The following is a 17,846-nucleotide window of genomic DNA, read 5'->3' as shown; positions in this document are numbered from 1 at the left end:
GCAAGCAGCTATGCAATTCAAATATTCTTTTCGTGCGGTATTGATGGGATGCTTATTAGCATCAGCATCTTTCCCGGTGGCACAGGAACGTGCAGCTATGAAAGTGTATACCGATAAGGTAAAAAATACAGTATCTCCCAACCTGCATGGCATTTTCTTTGAAGAGATCAGCCACGGCGGGGAAGGTGGTTTATATGCTGAATTAATCCAGAACCGCGGTTTTGAGGAAAGCAGAATACCTCCGGGTTCTGTTGTAGAAAATGGTATGCTGAATGCAAACCCTGATAAAAAACCTCACTATAACCTTAATGGCAGGGCGAGCGACTGGCGCATGCCATGGCCTGTTAAAACTGCCATGCCTTACTGGAAATTATCACTGGGAGACAATGCCAAAGTAAATGCAACCATTAGTACTGAAAAGCCGCTAACAACTGCAACACCTCAATCGGCACTGCTTACAGTTGAACAGTTGTCGGGAACCGGAAAAGATTATTTCGTTAATGAAGGTTTCTGGGGTATTAACGCAAAAAAAGGTGAATCCTATACACTTAGCTTTTATACTAAAACAAATGAGGCTTATAAAGGTCCGCTAACAGTTGTTTTATTATCATCAGCTGGAAAAGAAATAGCATCACATACTTTCAAATCCGTTGATGGTAAAGACTGGAAAAAATATACCTGTACATTGATACCATCTGAAACCGATGGTAAATCGAGTTTTGCTTTCAGGTTGGAATCTACCGGTGAAATTTCATTTGATTTTGTATCGTTGTTTCCAAAGAAAACATTTAAAAACAGACCCAATGGTTTACGTGCCGATCTGGCGCAATATCTGGCCGATTTAAAACCTGCTTTCGTTCGCTGGCCCGGAGGTTGTTTTGTAGAGGGTGTAAATGTAGAAAGTGCCCCTAACTGGAAAAATTCAATTGGCCCACTTGAAAACAGACCTGGTACATTCAGTGTATGGGGATACTGGTCGAGTGATGGTTTTGGTTATCATGAATATTTACAGTTTTGTGAAGACATTAAAGCAGATGCATTGTACGTTTTCAACGCCGGTGTTTCTTGTGAGTTCCGCAGTGGTACATTTATAAGTGATGGAGAAGTACAGACTGTTATTAATGATGTACTGGATGCGATTGAGTATGCAGTTGGGCCCGTTACTTCTAAATGGGGTAAGCTTCGTGCGCAGAATGGCCATCCGAAGCCGTTTCCCCTGAAGTATATCGAAGTGGGTAACGAACAACATGGTCCCTGGTATGCGAAACGATACAATCAATTCCATGAAGCTATTAAGGCTAAATACCCGGATATTAAAATTGTATCGAGTATGGGTATCGGAGATATTAACCGTCGTACACTGGATAGTATCAAAGTAACTGATATAGCCGATGAACATGCGTATAAAAGTGCATTCTGGTCCTTCACCAATTATGATCACTTTGATAATTATAAACGGGGCGATTATGAAGTATATGTAGGTGAGTATGCTACCAATGCAGGCGTAGGAAATGGTAATATGCAGGCAGCATTGAATGATGCAGCTTATATATTGGGTATGGAGAATAATGGTGATCTGGTAAAGATGTCGAGTTATGCTCCATTATTCGAAAATGTAAATACAAGGCACTGGCCCGTGAATCTTATCAAGTATAAGGCTGATAGCAGCTTTGCACGTATATCATATTATACCATTCAGTTAATGAATGAACAACGGTCAGACGAGAACTATACCGTATCGTTACAGCAGAAACCATCAACCGTAAAGAAAGCCAGAAATAAAGGAGGTATTGGTTTGGCTACCTGGGATACACAAACAGAGTATCGCAATATCGAAGTGATTCAAAATGGACAAACGGTTTACAAAAGTGATTTTGTAAATAAAGCAGATGAATGGCAATCAGTAAGGGGCTCCTGGCAGTTGAAAGATGGAGCCATGGCACAAACAGCACAGGGCGCACAAAGATTGATGATACTGAAAGACAAGTCTTTCGATACCTATACACTGCAGTTGGAAGCAAGAAAAACATCGGGTACCAATGCCTTTATCATTCCATTTGCTGTGAATGGCCCCAATTCAATGCTTCGTGCACATATTGGTGCTTTGGTGAATAACAGTACCATATTTGAAATAGTAAGTGAAGGGTCTGTAGCCAATGTATCACCTACTAAAAGATTGGCAAAACCGATTGAAACAGGAAGATGGTATAAAATAAGACTGGAAGTAGGGTATGAAAAAGTAGATTGTTACCTGGATGATGTATTGCTGCTTTCTTATACTGAACCCAAAAAATTAATCGGTATTGCAGGCAAGGATAAAGAAACAGGTGATCTGATTGTTAAGATGGTAAATGGTAATGACGACGCTATAGAAACCGAAATCGAATTTGAGGGTGCGGGAGAAGCTGTTGGTACCTATAAAGTATATACCATTGCTTCTGATGAAACAACGGCAGAAAATTCATTTGCTGATCCCAAAAAATATGTACCGGTAGTGACGACTGGAAAAACTTCCGGCGCTAAAAAACTGGTACACAGTTTTCCCAAATATTCGATTACTGTTATAAGAATACCCACTAAAAAATAACAACCCAATGAAGCCGTTGTTACTCTTAACATCTTTGTTTGCGGTAATAAGTACACTGACTGCACAGCAAAAGCCCTTACCATCTTATGCCCCTTCCCGGAATGAGATGCTTACAAGATATAAAGTCGCAGATCAACGTGATAGTCTGGCGCGTCGAACGGCATTCAAATTGAGTGTAACACCTAACTGGAGCGGTCCCTCTGCTTTTTGGTACCGGAATGCAATGCCCGACAGCCAGTCTGAATACCTGTATGTTGATCCGGTAAAAAATATAAAGCGTCCGTTATTTGATGCAGCTAAAATGGCTGCAGCCATCAGTTCAGTACAGGGTAAGGCTGCAGAAGCCAACCGTTTACCTATCAGGAATGCTTATTTATATCCTGATGGAAAAAAACTGGCTATATCTCTCGGTCGTACATTTTTTGATGTGGACCTGTCGACTTATGCTACCACAAAAATTGATTCTTTACCGGTAGATAAAACAGACTATCCATCGCTAACCCGTGTCGCGGGACGCTGGCAGCGTAACAGAAGCGCCAGAACATCGCCCGATAACCAATGGAATGTATCTGTAAAAGATAACAATATCTATCTGGAGCCTGTGGGCGGAGGGCCTGCTGTTCAATACACGAATGACGGAACTTCAGCATTGCCTTATGGTGATATTACATGGTCGCCGGATGGCAAATACCTGATTGCCTACAAAATAAAACGTGTAGTGGATAAACCTGTTTATTATGTGCTCACTTCAGTTCCAGGCACCACACGTGGCGAAATGAAAGAGCGTCCTTATAAACAACCGGGAGATGATTTTTCAACCTATGAAATGTTCCTGATCAAAGTAGTGGATAAAGCGGTTGTTAAAGTAAAAACAGATATCATTGATTTCTTTGATGCTCCCAAAATCAACTGGAACAAAGGAGACAATGATCACTTTATGTTTGAAAGAGTGGATCGTGGTCACCAGCGTTTCAGGATCATTGAAGTAAATGCAGTTGATGGCAGTACGCGTAACATTGTAGATGAGCAAACCAGCACATTTATTTATGAGCAGCGGATTTTCACCTATTATCTTCCTGAGACTTCAGAAATTTTATGGGTTACAGAAAAAGATGGATGGCGACATATTTACCTGGTGGATGCCAAAAATGCCACCATTAAAAATGTGGTTACAAAGGGAGAATGGGTAGTCCGTTCGGTAGATAGTGTGGATGTAAAGAAAAGAGAAATCTGGTTCCAGGCAAGTGGGATGAACAAAGGTGAAGATCCTTATTTCCTGCATTATTACCGTATTGGGTTTGATGGGAAAAATATGGTGACGCTTACCAAACCCGGGTTTAACCATCGTATAACCTGGTCGCCGGATAAACAATATTTTGTAGATACTTATTCAACGGTAGATCAGGCGCCTGTTTCTGTGCTGGGACGTGTATCAGATGGCAAACAACTGATGGAACTGGAGAAGGCCGATATCAGTAAACATGTAGCAGCTGGTTTCAGATTGCCAGAACCTTTTCATGCGAAGGGAAGGGATGGTGTAACCGATATCTGGGGTATTATCTGCCGCCCGTCTGATTTTGATCCTAAAAAACGTTACCCGATTATTGAGAATATTTATGCCGGTCCGCAGGATGCTTTTGTACCAAAATCTTTTTCCGCATTTGGTGAAATGCAAAGCATGGCAGAGCTCGGTTTTATCGTGGTGCAGATTGATGGTATGGGTACTGCCAATCGATCAAAAGCCTTTCATGATGTATGCTGGAAAAACCTTGCCGATGCAGGTTTTCCCGATCGTATCGCCTGGATGCGCGCTATGGCAGCAAAATATCCACAGGCTGATACTACCAGAGTAGGTTTGTATGGTACATCGGCAGGCGGACAAAACTCATTAGGAGGCTTATTGTTTCATCCTATGTGGTACAAAGCTGCTGTATCGGCTTGTGGTTGCCATGATAACAGGGTAGATAAACAATGGTGGAATGAGCAGTGGATGGGTTATCCGATTGGGAAGCATTATGACGAGCAATCGAATATTACCAATGCACATAAGCTCAAAGGGAAATTATTGTTAATCGTTGGAGAAGCAGATACCAATGTACCCCCTGAGTCAACTTACCGAGTGGCAGACGCCTTGATCAAAGCAAAGAAAACATTTGATTTTCTGGCAGTACCCGGTATGGGCCATAGTGATGGCGGGCCTTATGGACGCGCTAAGAAAAGAGATTTCTTTGTGAAGAGTTTATTAGGCGTTGATCCGCCCGATCGAAATACGGATGAGTTGGCAACGGAGGACTAAGCTTTTAGCTCTTAGCCTTTTCCAGGTAAAGTGATGATTTGCTTGTGGAAGCAAATTAGCTAAAGCCTAAAAGCTAATAGATCATGCCTTTGCTATACAGTGGTATTTTCCTCATAAGTACTTCTGAAATAGTCATCCACATATTCGCTTGGCGACTTCCCGATAACAGTTTTGAATACACGGTTAAAATTCGTAACTGTATTAAATCCGCAATTGTAAGCGATAGTTGAAATACTGGTACTATCGCTGTCGCCGGTTGTTAATTTCTTACAGGCTTCATTGATACGAACTTCATTCAGGAAGGATACAAATGTGTGTAAGGTTCTTTTTTTGAAGTAACGGCAAAAAGCCTGTGGTGTCATATGCGCCTGTTGTGCCACATCTTCCAGTGTAATATTTTTTGCATAATTCGCCATTATATAATGGTAAATATGACTCAGCCTGATACCATCGTGCTCGCTAACAGTAGTAAGATTTGATATACTCGACAATTCTTTCAGTCTCGGTATGGAAGTAAATTTTTTAAATAAATCAATAAAGGCAATCATCTGGTCGGTACCTGAGCTTTTGCTCACCAACTGGATTTTATGTGATATATCTGAAACCTGCTCTGAAGGAACTACAAATCCATTATTATGTTTCTGAAGAAAGGTCTGGATATGTTTCATTTCTGCCAGATCAAAAAGGGAGGCAAGTTTGCCATGTGGATTAAAGTGAATGGTTATGGCTTGTACTTTTCTTTTGCTTTTTGGCGAGAAGTACATGGGATCGCTTTTAAATACATGCGGCTGGTTGGCTCCAAGATAATAGATTTCGTTAGGGCCAAAGGGGTACATGTTATTATCGACTACAAGGGTGCCTTCTCCTTTCTGTATCCAGGTAAGCTGGATCTCATCATGCCTGTGTAGATGCGGATAAAAATACGGCAGGAGGTCGTGTTGTACGATGATATTTTTATCACCTGGAACCGGTATGGTAAACTGTAAAACTTTCATGGATAGGGGGTTATCAAGATTCTGACATAGTAATAACCAATATTATCTCTTGTCTGTGTTAAAGTATAAATAGACAGTTAAGATATTAGATGTGCTGCTTAATTTTCACATATAATTTAGCTCTATTTGTTAACCATAACACCATTTTCCATCAATCTACTGATTTTATTATTTGTCGTATAACTCCAATGGGGTATATTTAGTGTCAAAATAACGTTTATTTTTTTATATATTTGAACAGGTGCATTTAATTTTCATGACCGCATCCGGGGAGTGGAGAAAAAACGTGTAGTATCAGGTATCTTTTACTACCAGTAGTGGAATGACATTTTCGGATAAGGCTGAAAATGAGCCTTCTTGAATCGAAGTCAAAAAGGTTGTGTCAGTCAGTAATACTGAAGTAGTAATAATGAACGGTAACACAGTTTGGCGAAGCATGCTTCCGCAATCGTTAATTGCCGTATTTTATTCTTTCAGTCAAATGATAAAAGGTACAATGTTTTCATAGGGATCAGGCTCTACGATGGGTATAATAACCTGATTGTTGTCAACACCAATAAAAACAGTTAAAATCGGTATAGAATTTATTAATACAGAAAAACAAGCACTGTAAACTACCTGTTAGTTTTGCTTTTATTAAATTAATCAGTATGGCTAATGTAACATGGAAAGGTGTTTATCCGGCACTACTCACTCCATTTAAAGCAGATGACTCTGTTGATTTTGATGTGTACAAAATCAACTTACAAGCCCAGATGGATGCGGGTGTAGATGGTATTATTCTTGGTGGTTCTTTAGGCGAAGCAAGTTCTTTGTCGAATGAAGAAAAAAGAGACTTATTATTCTTTTCAAAAGAGATAGTACCCGGAGATTTTCCTGTTATAATTAATATAGCAGAACAAACCACTAAAGCGGCCATACAGCTGGCGCAGGATTCTGAAACGAATGGTGCAGATGGATTGATGTTATTGCCTCCCATGCGTTACAATGCAGATAGTAAAGAAACCTTAGAATACTTCAAAGCGGTAGCTACGAATACATCTCTACCTATCATGATATACAATAATCCGGTTGATTATAAAATCATGGTTACACTGGATATGTTCGAAGCAATGATGCCATATAAAAATATTCAGGCAGTAAAAGAGTCAACACGTGATGTGTCGAATGTAACACGGATGATTAACCGTTTTGGTAATCGTTTCAGTGTGCTTACCGGTGTTGATCCGCTGGCTATGGAAAGCCTTTGTATGGGCGCCGATGGCTGGGTAGCTGGTCTGGTGGATGCTTTCCCGGCTGAAACCGTTGCTATTTATCGTTTGGTGAAAGCAGGCATGATTGATGAAGCGCTTAAAATTTATCGTTGGTTCCTGCCTGTGCTGGAATTGGATATTCATCCAAAACTGGTTCAGTATATCAAACTTGCTGCACAACATACCGGTATTGGTACAGCGCATGTAAGAGCGCCACGTTTACCACTTGAAGGTGAAGAATTGAAAGCAGTAACTGCTGTTATTGAGAAAGCACTGGCAGCACGTCCTGTATTGCCAGATTATTTAAACCTGAAACATAAGAAGGATGCTGCATGGGCATAATGTAATCGGATTCGATACAACCAAAAAAGGGACTGAAACCTATCAGTCATTCAGTACCCTCCAGGGAGCAACACTTCCCGGATCATTTCATATAGCAACAGACGAAGAGATCGAAGCAGCTATCGCCAAAGCGGTAGCTGCTTTTGGCATTTACAGTAAAACCAGTTTTCAACAGCGTGCTGTTTTTCTGGAAACCATTGCTGAAGAAATTTTACAGATCGGCGATACTTTACTGGAAAGAACCCATCTCGAAAGCGGCCTGCCACTTGCACGCTTAACAGGTGAGCGAGACAGAACCATGAATCAGTTAAAACTCTTTGCAGCTTTACTGAGAGAAGGTTCATGGGCCGACGCAGTCATTGATACAGCACTGCCAGACAGGAAACCTTTACCGAGGTCTGATATTCGCAGGCTTTTACAACCTGTTGGTCCTGTAGTTGTATTTGCAGCCAGTAATTTTCCTTTTGCCTTTTCTACCGCTGGTGGCGATACAGCTTCGGCACTCGCTTCAGGTTGCCCGGTTATTGTAAAAGCCCACAGCTCACATGGGGGTACCAATGAACTGATGGCATCTGCTATACAGGCTGCTGCTAAAAAAACCGGTATGCCCGATGGTGTATTCTCCTCTTTAAATGGAGAAGGCGCTACACTGGGACAAAGACTGGCAATGGAACCTGCGGTAAAAGCCATTGGTTTTACCGGCTCATACCGGGCAGGTATGGCATTGTATGCTACTGTTACACAAAAGAGAAAAGAACCGATTCCGTTATATGCCGAAATGAGCAGCATTAATCCGGTGGTGCTTTTACCTGAAACACTGGCTGCTAAAACCAATGAAACAGCAGCAGCGATTGCCGCCTCCATGACTTTGGGTGTTGGTCAGTTCTGTACCAATCCCGGATTGTTATTTGTAATCAAGTCGCAGGCAGCCGATACTTTTGCTGAATCACTGGTCAGTGCTTTATCGAACGCTGCGGCTGGTACTATGCTCAATCAGGCTATCTGTACAAGTTATTATAAGGACCGTAACAAAGTGAAACAGGTAGCAGGTGTAAAAGAGTTGTATTCAGGTAACGATGAGTCGACATCTTATAAAGCAAGTCCCACCTTATTCGCTGTGTCTGCTACTGATTTTATGGTGAACCCATCTTTACAGGATGAAGTGTTTGGCCCCTGCTCCATGCTGGTAATCTGTGAGGATAAAACAGAACTCGAAGCAGCATTGAATAGTTTACACGGACAGTTAACCGGTTCTTTATTCGGTACCACCGAAGAACTGACTGCATTTACAGCAACGATTGATATTTTACAGCAAAAAGTAGGTAGGCTCATCTTCAACAATGTTCCTACCGGTGTTGAGGTTTGTCATGCTATGGTACACGGAGGACCGTTCCCATCTACAACAGATGCCAGAACTACTTCCGTAGGAACGGAGGCCATCAGAAGATTTGTTCGTCCGGTTTGTTACCAGGACTGCCCACAACATTTATTGCCTGTTTACCTGCAGAATGCAAACGAAGCCGGTATCATGCGTAAAGTTAACGGTGTATATACCCGAGACGCGATCGTATAGTATTCAATTTGACGATTAACAAAATGGCACATAAAAAATTTTTCTGCATAGATGCACATACCTGTGGTAACCCTGTTCGTCTTGTAGCAGGTGGCGGACCCTTACTGCAAGGAAACTCCATGATGGAAAAAAGACTGCATTTTCTCGCAGAATATGATTGGATCAGAAAGGGGTTAATGTTTGAGCCAAGAGGTCATGATATGATGAGTGGGAGCATATTGTATCCACCACATGATCTGCAAAATGATATTGGTGTATTGTTTATTGAAACAAGCGGCTGCTTACCTATGTGTGGCCATGGTACCATCGGAACCATAACCATCGCTATTGAAGAAGGATTGGTAATACCCAAACAACCCGGTCAGCTCAGAATTGAAACACCTGCCGGATTGGTACTGATTGAATACAAGCAGGAGGGTAAAAAAGTAAAGTCGGTAAAACTAACCAATGTACCTGCTTTCTTGTATGCAGCTGATCTCGAAGTGGAATGTCCGGATCTCGGTCCCATTAAAGTAGATGTTGCTTATGGTGGAAATTTTTATGCTATTGTAGACCCGCAAACCAATTTTACCGGCATTGAAAATCATACCGCTGATCAACTCATTTCATGGAGCCGTGTTTGCAGAAAAAGATTGAATGAGAAATATACTTTCATTCATCCGGAGAATGAAAATATCAAGGGCTTGAGTCATCTTTTATGGACAGGTAAAACATTGTCATCATCATCTACCGCACGTAATGCAGTTTTCTATGGTGATAAAGCCATAGACCGATCTCCCTGCGGAACCGGTACTTCGGCAAGAATGGCGCAATGGTATGCGAAAGGGAAACTGAAAAAAGGCGATGAATTTATTCATGAAAGTATCATCGGTTCCACTTTCACTGGAAGAATTGAAGCAGAAACAACTGTAAATGGTCAGCCTGCCATTGTGCCAAGCATCGAAGGCTGGGCCATTGTAACGGGGTATAATACCATTATCATTGATGATGAAGACCCATACGCGCATGGGTTTCAGGTAATCTGATTTTCTGAACGGAAGAATGAATACATTTCAGCCAGTTCAAAAACTGTTGAAACTAAAGTATTGATTGACAAATAATATCCCTATTTGGGGTATATGAACTGTGGTTAAAACCAATGGAGATAAACACATGAAAGCAGTTATTATAGGTGGAGGTATTATTGGTTTAAGTTCAGCATACTATCTGGTACAGGATGGTTTTGATGTGACAGTCGTTGATAAAACAGATCTCACAGACAGTTGCTCTTATGGTAATCTGGGTATGATTGTGCCCAGCCATTTTGTGCCCTTGGCTGCACCCGGCATTGTTGCGCAGGGTATTCGGTGGATGTTTAATTCCAAGAGCCCTTTTTATGTTAAGCCATCATTGAGTGGACAATTGATTAACTGGGGATTAAAGTTTATCAGATCAGCCAACGAAGCAAATGTTAGAAAATCTGCCCGCCCATTAACCGATATCAATCTCCTTAGTAAAAAATTATACGAAGAACTCAGCGGTCTTCCCGGTTTTGATTTTGCTTTTGAAAAAAAGGGAATCATGATGTACTACAAATCAGAAAAAGTAGGGGAAGAAGAAATACATATGGCAGAAACAGCCAGGGCCATGGGCCTCGATGTAGAAGTGCTTTCAGCTGAACAGGCGCAGGCTTTGGAGCCGGATGTAAAGTTGGATGTATTGGGAGCTGTACATTACCGTTGTGATGCACATCTCTATCCCAATAAACTGAACCAACAGCTTATTGACTATCTCACACAGAAAGGCGTAAGGTTTGTAACCGGGAATCCGGTTAAGCAGATTAACCGAAAAGCGAATAAAATCATTTCCATACAGGCAGGTGATCAATTAATTGATGCGGATGTATTTGTAATGGCGGCAGGTTCCTGGATGCCATCACTATTACAAATGGCAGGCTTACAATTGCCCTTAATGCCAGGTAAGGGGTATTCTTTTACACAGAAAAATACCCATAACAAATTGCAGGTACCTGCCATTTTATGTGAGGCCCGGGTAGCCATTACACCCATGGGAAAAGATCTGCGTTTTGGGGGTACCATGGAAATTGCACCGATCAATGATCAGGTAAACATGAATCGGGTACAGGGTATTGTTGAATCGGTACCAGCCTATTTACCCGGCCTCTCTCTGGAGATGCCCAAACGGGAAGAAGTATGGTATGGTTTCAGACCTTGTTCACCTGACGGGCTGCCTTATATTGGTTATGGTGCCAAATATGATAACATGTTATATGCAGGTGGTCATGCTATGATGGGATTAAGCCTTGGACCTGCTACCGGTAAACTGATTGCAGAACTGGCTTCGCATCAACACACAACGATTGATATCAAAGCATTTGATCCCACCCGATTTGATTAATTGTCAATACCCAAAACAGCTATATGAAAAAACAAACCTATTCTTTTTTGTTGCTGCTAACAGTAAGTACACTGTATACAGGTGTACAAAAAGTGGCAGCACAGGTATCAAAAGAAGCCTATGTTCCTTGTCAGGAAATGCCTTCGCTTATACAAGGCTTTGCGACAGATAGCAGAACCTTAAACAGGTTTTATACGCCTGCCGTTAACAGAGGCGGTGGTGGTGGTTTTGGTGGTGGCGGTGAGGTAGCAGTAGGGTCGCCGGAAAGAAACCAGCGCTTACAACAGCTGGTGAAAGAGTATCAGAAAAAACTCGCAGCGGTAAATTTCAAAGGACTTTCTCAGGAATGTAAGGTGGATTATATTCTTTTTAAACGCGACCTGGAAGACAGGGCGCAACAATTGCAGAGTGAAGAAGCAGAAGTAAAAAAGATCAGTAAATGGGTGCCCTTTGCCGGTAAAATTTATGCACTGGAGCAAAGCCGCCGCAGAGGACATCAACCCAATGGAGAGTTGGTTGCAAAAGAATGGGCAGGTATTATAGCTGAAATAAAGGACCTTCAAACCAAACTGAAAGCAGAAAAAGTAATCGACCCTGAATCTGTATTTACAGCGGGTGAATTGATCAATAATATTAAACAGGCTGCGCTAAGCGTATTTGAATTCTACAATGGCTATGATCCCATGTTTACCTGGTGGGTGCCTACGGTACATAAATCATTAGATGAAGCCTTAACAGCTTATGCCAATGTATGGAAAAGCAAAGCCAACAGTGGACTTACGGCTACCGATAACAGTGGTATTGTGGGTGTGCAGGCCGGCAGGGATAACCTGGTGAAACAGTTGCAGCGTGAAATGATTCCTTATACACCGGAAGAATTGATTGATATAGCGAATAAAGAATTTGCATGGTGTGATGCTGAAATGCTGAAAGCTTCCAGGGAAATGGGTTTTGGTGATAACTGGAAAGCAGCACTGGAAAAAGTAAAAAATCTCTATGTGCCTGCTGGTAAACAACCTGAAGCGATTCTGAAACTATATACTGAGTCTGTAGATTTTCTCAAAAAGAATAACCTCATTACCATACCACCACTGGCAGAAGAAACCTGGGGCATGAATATGATGTCGCCGGAGCGTCAATTGGTGAATCCTTTTTTTCTGGGAGGTGCTGATATCATTATTTCTTATCCCACGAATACAATGGCCTATGAAGACAGAATGATGAGTATGCGTGGTAATAACCCTCATTTTTCAAAAGCAACCGTGCACCATGAATTGATAGCGGGTCATAACCTGCAGCAGTTCATGAATTCGCGTAACAGAACCTACCGCAATTTTGGTACACCTTTCTGGACAGAAGGATGGGCGCTTTACTGGGAGCTGATTTTATGGGATATGCAGTTTGCAAAAACACCGGAAGACAGAATTGGTATGTTGTTCTGGCATATGCACCGCTGCGCAAGAATTATTTTCTCCCTGAATTATCATATGGGAAAATGGACACCTCAGCAGTGTATTGATTTTCTGGTTGACCGTGTAGGACATGAAAGAGCCAATGCAGAAGGCGAAGTTCGCCGTTCTTTCACGGGCAGGTATCCGCCGCTTTATCAATTGGCCTATTTAACAGGAGGCAGACAGTTTTATGCCTTGAAAAAGGAATTGGTAGACAGCGGTAAAATGACATACAAACAGTACCATGATGCTGTTATTACCATGAACGCCATGCCTGTTGAAATGGTAAGGGCCATTCTTACCGGACAACCATTAACAGAAGACTTTAAGACCAACTGGAGATTTTACAATGAAAAATAAGTAATCGAAATAAATACCTGTAAAGCCTCTCATTCTATCAGGGAGGCTTTATATTTTGTACTGTATCATTGCAAAGATTACCTGTATATGCTTACACAGCGATGGTTTAAAATATTGCTTGGCCTGATAGCGGGAACGATACTATTCCAGTATTGTGTACAACGATCAGAACCTTTGTTTAACGACCCCAGAGGCATGGGTTATGCAGGCGCAGCAGCATGTGTAAGTTGCCATGCTTCTACAGTAGCTGCTTACGCACAAACAGCACACCACAACACTACAACACCTGCGGATGAAAAAAATATAAAAGGCAGTTTTCATAATGATAGCAACCGCTTTCATTACCGCACCGATCTGGAAGTAGTCATGGAAAAAAAAGAGGGAAAGTTTTTTCAGACTGCTTATGAAGCGGGTCAGCAAAAAACTTCTTTTCCATTTGATATTGTGATTGGATCCGGAAGAAAGGCTCAGACTTTTTTATACTGGCAGGATAGTAATGCCTATCAACTGCCGGTTACCTATTCTGTCATTGGCAAGTGTTGGGTCAACAGTCCGAATTATCCGACTGATAAAGTGAGATTTGATCGCGTAATACCGATTGGTTGTTTTGAATGTCATGCTTCTTTTGTGGAAAGAACCGGCATGCGGGAAGAAAAAGGTTATCGTATTGATCAGCTGAATAAGCAGTCTGTGATTTACGGTATTGATTGTGAGCGTTGTCATGGACCTGGTGCGGCCCATGTGGCCTATCAACAGGAACATCCTGCAGAGAAACTGGCTAAATATATTCTTACCTATAAAAACCTTACGAATATTCAGAAGATGGAGAATTGTGCTACCTGTCATTCGGGTTTGCGTGAACCCATGCGTTCTCCTTTTTTATTCAAGCCGGGTAATTTTTTAAAAGATTTCTACAGACCCGATACGGTTAAACAATCAGCCGCTACCCTGGATGTACATGGCAATCAGTATCAGTTATTGATGGAGAGCCAATGTTTTAAAGGTGCTGTTGAAACCATGTCCTGTGGCACCTGTCATGATCCGCATAAAATGGAAAGAAATGACATGAAGGTTTTTTCTACCCGTTGTATGAGCTGTCATCAGCAAAACGGTCCAAAGTTTTGTAAGATGGCACCAAAGCTGGGTGCCACAATCGTGAATAATTGCATCGACTGTCATATGCCCGCCATACCTTCTAAATTAATCAGCCTCCAATCTGAGCAGGCAGGTAGTATCGCCAATCTTGTTCGTTCGCACCTGATTGCAAAGTATCCTGATGCCACTTCGAAATACCTGAAGAGTGTAAGGGATGAATAGCCGGTGGTTATGGCGGGATATTTTTGTTTTATCTGATACGCTGTTTTGGGTATTTGTCAAATGGCTTTGCAGATTTTAACCTTAGTTTATCCGTAATTAACTTACCCGCGACTGAAAATTACATGGAAATCCTTCAAAATCAATTACGTGTATAATTGACACAACCCTTTAATAATCAATATTTCACCGATATTTTTTAAACTGGTTAAAATATGTTTAGTATTAGTTAAAATATTAGCCTGAAACGTAGATCATACAAAATACTTTTAAGTGTCAATTTGACCTTTAATAAAACGCTTGTGTATGAAAAATCTACTTGGAAGTTTTCTGCTTCTTCTGCTGCTCATTGGAAATGCGGCAAACGCCCGCTGGGGAAGTCCTCCCAGAACTGTAACGGGTGTTGTTACGGACGCCTCTTCCGGTGCTCCGCTTCAAGGTGCCACTGTAACGGTTAAAAACACTACAACAGTAACCAGCTCTGATGCCGATGGTAAATTCAGTATTACCGTTCCTTCAGATGATGCTGTAGTGGATATAACTTTTGTGGGCTATGTTACGCTTTCTGTTCCTGTAAAAGGTCAGAATGCTTTAACAGTAAAACTCAATAAAGACATCAATAGTTTGGATGAGGTAGTGGTAGTAGGTTATGGAACCCAGAAAAAAGGAGACCTTACGAGTGCGGTAGCAAGTGTAAAACAGGAAAGCTTTGTAAAAGGTTTTGTGAGAGATGCTGCTCAGCTAATACAAGGTAAAGTAGCCGGTCTTTCCGTTTCTACTTCTTCTGGCTCACCCACTGCTGGTACACAGATTCAGTTAAGAGGTATTACTACTTTGAATGCTTCTACTGCGCCCCTGGTACTCATTGATGGTGTTCCCGGTAACCTGAACTCAGTTTCTCCGGAAGATATTGAGTCAATTGACGTGCTGAAAGATGGTTCAGCCGCTGCCATCTATGGTACACGCGGTACCAATGGTGTAATCCTCATCACAACCCGTAAAATTCAGGGTGGTGGTAAGTCTGTTGTAGAATACAATACATATGCAAGCATTCAAACCATCGCAAGACGCCCTCGTTTCCTGAATGCGGATGAGTTCCGTCAGTTTGGAAAAGAAGGCTATCCTTTTATTGATTATGGTCTGAATACAGACTGGTTTGAAACCATTTCAAGACCTACCCCTTTCAGCCAAACACATAACCTTACTTTCCAGGGTGGTAACAGACAAACCAGCTATACCGCCAATGTAAACTATCGTAACTGGGAAGGTATGTTCCTCAAATCAGTAAACCGCCAGCTTACACTGCGTGCTGATGTGAACCATAGCATGCTTGATGGAAAGGTAAAAGTAAACCTGAATGTAATCAGCCGTCAGCGTAATGATGATGGTGGTTTCAACAGTTATATCTATCGTCAGTCTGTTATCCGCAACCCAACAGATAGTATTTACGATTTTCAGGGTCGTTGGAAAGAGCGTAATATCTATTTCTACGATAATCCGCTGGCATACCTGATGGAAACCATTGCCAGAAATGAAACACAGGAAACACGTTTGTCTGCAAGCGTTACGGCTAATATTGCCCGTGGTTTAAATGCCAAATTATTAGTGGCCAATGTGCAGAGTGAATCTATGTCTGGTTCATCTGAAACCAAGAAGCACGTATCTACTACTAAAAACGGTAGAAATGGTAATGCTTCCAGAAGCACCAGTGCCAGCAAAGACAATCTGTTAGAGTTTACAGTAGATTATACCAAAAGCTTTGGTAAACATCGCGTAGTAGCACTGGCTGGTTATAGCTACCAGGATCAGCGTTATGAAGACTTCTCTGTTTCTAACTGGGATTTTCCAACCGATCAATATTCATACAATCGTCTTCAGGCAGGTAATGCTTTGGGTAGAGGGGAAGCTTCGATGAGTAGTTTCCAGAATTCCAGCAAACTGATTGGTTTCTTTGGTCGTGTGAACTACAATTTCGGTGATAAATATTTATTATCTGCGAGTGTACGTCGTGAAGGTTCTTCTAAATTCGGTGCCAATAATAAATGGGGTACTTTCCCCGCTGTATCAGCAGCATGGCGTGTAAAGAACGAATCTTTCCTGCGTGATGTAAACTTTATCCATGACCTGAAAGTACGTGCCGGTTTTGGTGTGACAGGTATCGCGCCAAGCGATGCTTATTTATCACAAACCAGTCTGAACTATGGAACACGTTTCCTGGATAATGGTGTATGGATTCAGTCTCTGTCTCCTGTACGTAACCCGAATCCGGATCTGAGATGGGAGAAAAAAGAAGAGATTAACTTCGGTATCGACCTCTCCATCCTGAAAGGCCGACTCAGCACAACCGTTGATATTTATAAGAGAACCACCAGAGACATGCTCTATAACTACAGCGTGCCTGTTCCCCCTTACTTATTCAACAGCATTCTCGCCAACGTGGGTGTGATGGAAAACAAAGGTGTGGAAGTATTGGTGAACTATAATGCCATTCAGAAGAAGGATTTCTCTTGGGAAACCAGTGTAAACTTCTCAACCAACTCCAATAAACTGGTGAGCTTATCAAATAACCAGTTCAGAACCACGGCCAATTTCTTTACTACAGGTGGTACCGGAGAACCCGTTCAGGATTATACGCACCGTGTTGATATCGGTGGTCCTATCGGAAACTTCCATGGTTACAGATCAGTAGATATTGATGCCAATGGATTGTGGATCATTGAGGGTGCTGATGGAAAACCCAAACCATATAGCCAGGCTCGTCAGGAAGATAAAAAAATTCTGGGTAATGGTTTACCTAAATACTATGCAGGCTGGAACAATACCGTACGTTACAAAGACTGGGATTTGAGTGTATTGATGCGTGGTGCTTTTGGTTTCCAGATACTGAACTTCCAGCGTATGTTCTATGAAAACTCACAGCCACAGATTCTGGGTAACTACAATGTACTCTTATCTGCTTTCGATAAAGTGTATGGTAAAACAAGACTTACCAATCCACAGGCATATGTGAGCCATTATATAGAGAATGGTGATTACTGGAAAATAGATAACATCACATTGGGTTATAATGTAAAACTGAAGAGCAATAAATATGTGAAATCACTCCGTATTTATGCATCTGGTCTGAACATGTTCACCATCACTGGTTACAAAGGAATTGATCCTGAAGTAAACAGAAGTGGACTGGCACCAGGTAATGATGACCGTGATAAATATCCAACTACACGCACATTCACTTTAGGAGCATTGGTAACCTTATAATCTGATAAAAGAAACGC

Annotated in this window: 10 protein-coding genes; 9 read left to right on the top strand and 1 reads right to left on the bottom strand. The window is 41.7% G+C overall.

What is annotated here, in order from left to right; translation table 11 throughout:
• Positions 1–10: 10 nt before the first annotated feature.
• A complete protein-coding gene (locus BC659_RS05270) occupies positions 11–2,587 on the top strand; it encodes an alpha-L-arabinofuranosidase C-terminal domain-containing protein (protein ID WP_133473619.1) in 2,577 nt (858 codons plus the stop codon).
• A 7-nt stretch (positions 2,588–2,594) separates the two neighbouring features.
• Entirely contained in the window at positions 2,595–4,883 is a 2,289-nt protein-coding gene (locus BC659_RS05265) for a S9 family peptidase (protein ID WP_133473618.1), read from the top strand.
• A gap of 92 nt (positions 4,884–4,975) precedes the next feature.
• Here BC659_RS05265 and BC659_RS05260 read toward each other — a convergent pair whose 3' ends face one another.
• Positions 4,976–5,878: a helix-turn-helix domain-containing protein gene (locus tag BC659_RS05260; protein WP_133473617.1), complete on the bottom strand. Its 903-nt coding sequence runs from the start codon at positions 5,876–5,878 to the stop codon at positions 4,976–4,978.
• A 650-nt stretch (positions 5,879–6,528) separates the two neighbouring features.
• Here BC659_RS05260 and BC659_RS05255 point away from each other — a divergent pair.
• The 7 genes from BC659_RS05255 (at position 6,529) to BC659_RS05225 (ending at position 17,829) form a co-directional block, all read left to right on the top strand.
• Positions 6,529–7,473: a dihydrodipicolinate synthase family protein gene (locus BC659_RS05255; protein WP_133473616.1), complete on the top strand. Its 945-nt coding sequence runs from the start codon at positions 6,529–6,531 to the stop codon at positions 7,471–7,473.
• Positions 7,457–9,046 carry an aldehyde dehydrogenase (NADP(+)) gene (locus tag BC659_RS05250; protein ID WP_133473615.1) on the top strand — a complete coding sequence of 530 codons (1,590 nt, stop codon included), beginning with the start codon at positions 7,457–7,459 and terminating at the stop codon, positions 9,044–9,046. Before BC659_RS05255 ends, BC659_RS05250 begins: the two co-directional genes overlap by 17 nt.
• 23 nt (positions 9,047–9,069) lie before the next feature.
• Positions 9,070–10,071 (top strand): 4-hydroxyproline epimerase, encoded by a 1,002-nt coding sequence (locus BC659_RS05245; protein WP_133473614.1) that lies wholly within the window; start codon positions 9,070–9,072, stop codon positions 10,069–10,071.
• A 127-nt stretch (positions 10,072–10,198) separates the two neighbouring features.
• Positions 10,199–11,443 (top strand): NAD(P)/FAD-dependent oxidoreductase, encoded by a 1,245-nt coding sequence (locus BC659_RS05240; protein WP_133473613.1) that lies wholly within the window; start codon positions 10,199–10,201, stop codon positions 11,441–11,443.
• 23 nt (positions 11,444–11,466) lie between these two features.
• Positions 11,467–13,254, top strand: coding sequence for a DUF885 family protein (locus BC659_RS05235; RefSeq protein ID WP_133473612.1), 1,788 nt, complete (start codon positions 11,467–11,469; stop codon positions 13,252–13,254).
• Positions 13,255–13,341: 87 nt separating this feature from the next.
• A complete protein-coding gene (locus BC659_RS05230) occupies positions 13,342–14,571 on the top strand; it encodes a multiheme c-type cytochrome (RefSeq protein ID WP_133473611.1) in 1,230 nt (409 codons plus the stop codon).
• Between the two features lie 303 nt (positions 14,572–14,874).
• A complete protein-coding gene (locus BC659_RS05225) occupies positions 14,875–17,829 on the top strand; it encodes a SusC/RagA family TonB-linked outer membrane protein (protein WP_133473610.1) in 2,955 nt (984 codons plus the stop codon).
• Positions 17,830–17,846 lie beyond the last annotated feature (17 nt).

It is taken from the genome of Sediminibacterium goheungense, from assembly GCF_004361915.1.
Lineage (GTDB): Bacteria > Bacteroidota > Bacteroidia > Chitinophagales > Chitinophagaceae > Sediminibacterium > Sediminibacterium goheungense.
This window is presented reverse-complemented; position numbering and strand designations above follow the sequence as displayed.

Excerpts from the sequence above, each read along its gene's own strand:
- BC659_RS05260 (WP_133473617.1), bottom strand. The coding sequence starts at position 5,878 with ATGAAAGTTTTACAGTTTACCATACCGGTTCCAGGTGATAAAAATATC.
- BC659_RS05235 (WP_133473612.1), top strand. The coding sequence starts at position 11,467 with ATGAAAAAACAAACCTATTCTTTTTTGTTGCTGCTAACAGTAAGTACA.
- BC659_RS05225 (WP_133473610.1), top strand. The coding sequence starts at position 14,875 with ATGAAAAATCTACTTGGAAGTTTTCTGCTTCTTCTGCTGCTCATTGGA.
- BC659_RS05230 (WP_133473611.1), top strand. The coding sequence starts at position 13,342 with ATGCTTACACAGCGATGGTTTAAAATATTGCTTGGCCTGATAGCGGGA.
- BC659_RS05265 (WP_133473618.1), top strand. The coding sequence starts at position 2,595 with ATGAAGCCGTTGTTACTCTTAACATCTTTGTTTGCGGTAATAAGTACA.
- BC659_RS05255 (WP_133473616.1), top strand. The coding sequence starts at position 6,529 with ATGGCTAATGTAACATGGAAAGGTGTTTATCCGGCACTACTCACTCCA.
- BC659_RS05240 (WP_133473613.1), top strand. The coding sequence starts at position 10,199 with ATGAAAGCAGTTATTATAGGTGGAGGTATTATTGGTTTAAGTTCAGCA.
- BC659_RS05245 (WP_133473614.1), top strand. The coding sequence starts at position 9,070 with ATGGCACATAAAAAATTTTTCTGCATAGATGCACATACCTGTGGTAAC.
- BC659_RS05270 (WP_133473619.1), top strand. The coding sequence starts at position 11 with ATGCAATTCAAATATTCTTTTCGTGCGGTATTGATGGGATGCTTATTA.
- BC659_RS05250 (WP_133473615.1), top strand. The coding sequence starts at position 7,457 with ATGCTGCATGGGCATAATGTAATCGGATTCGATACAACCAAAAAAGGG.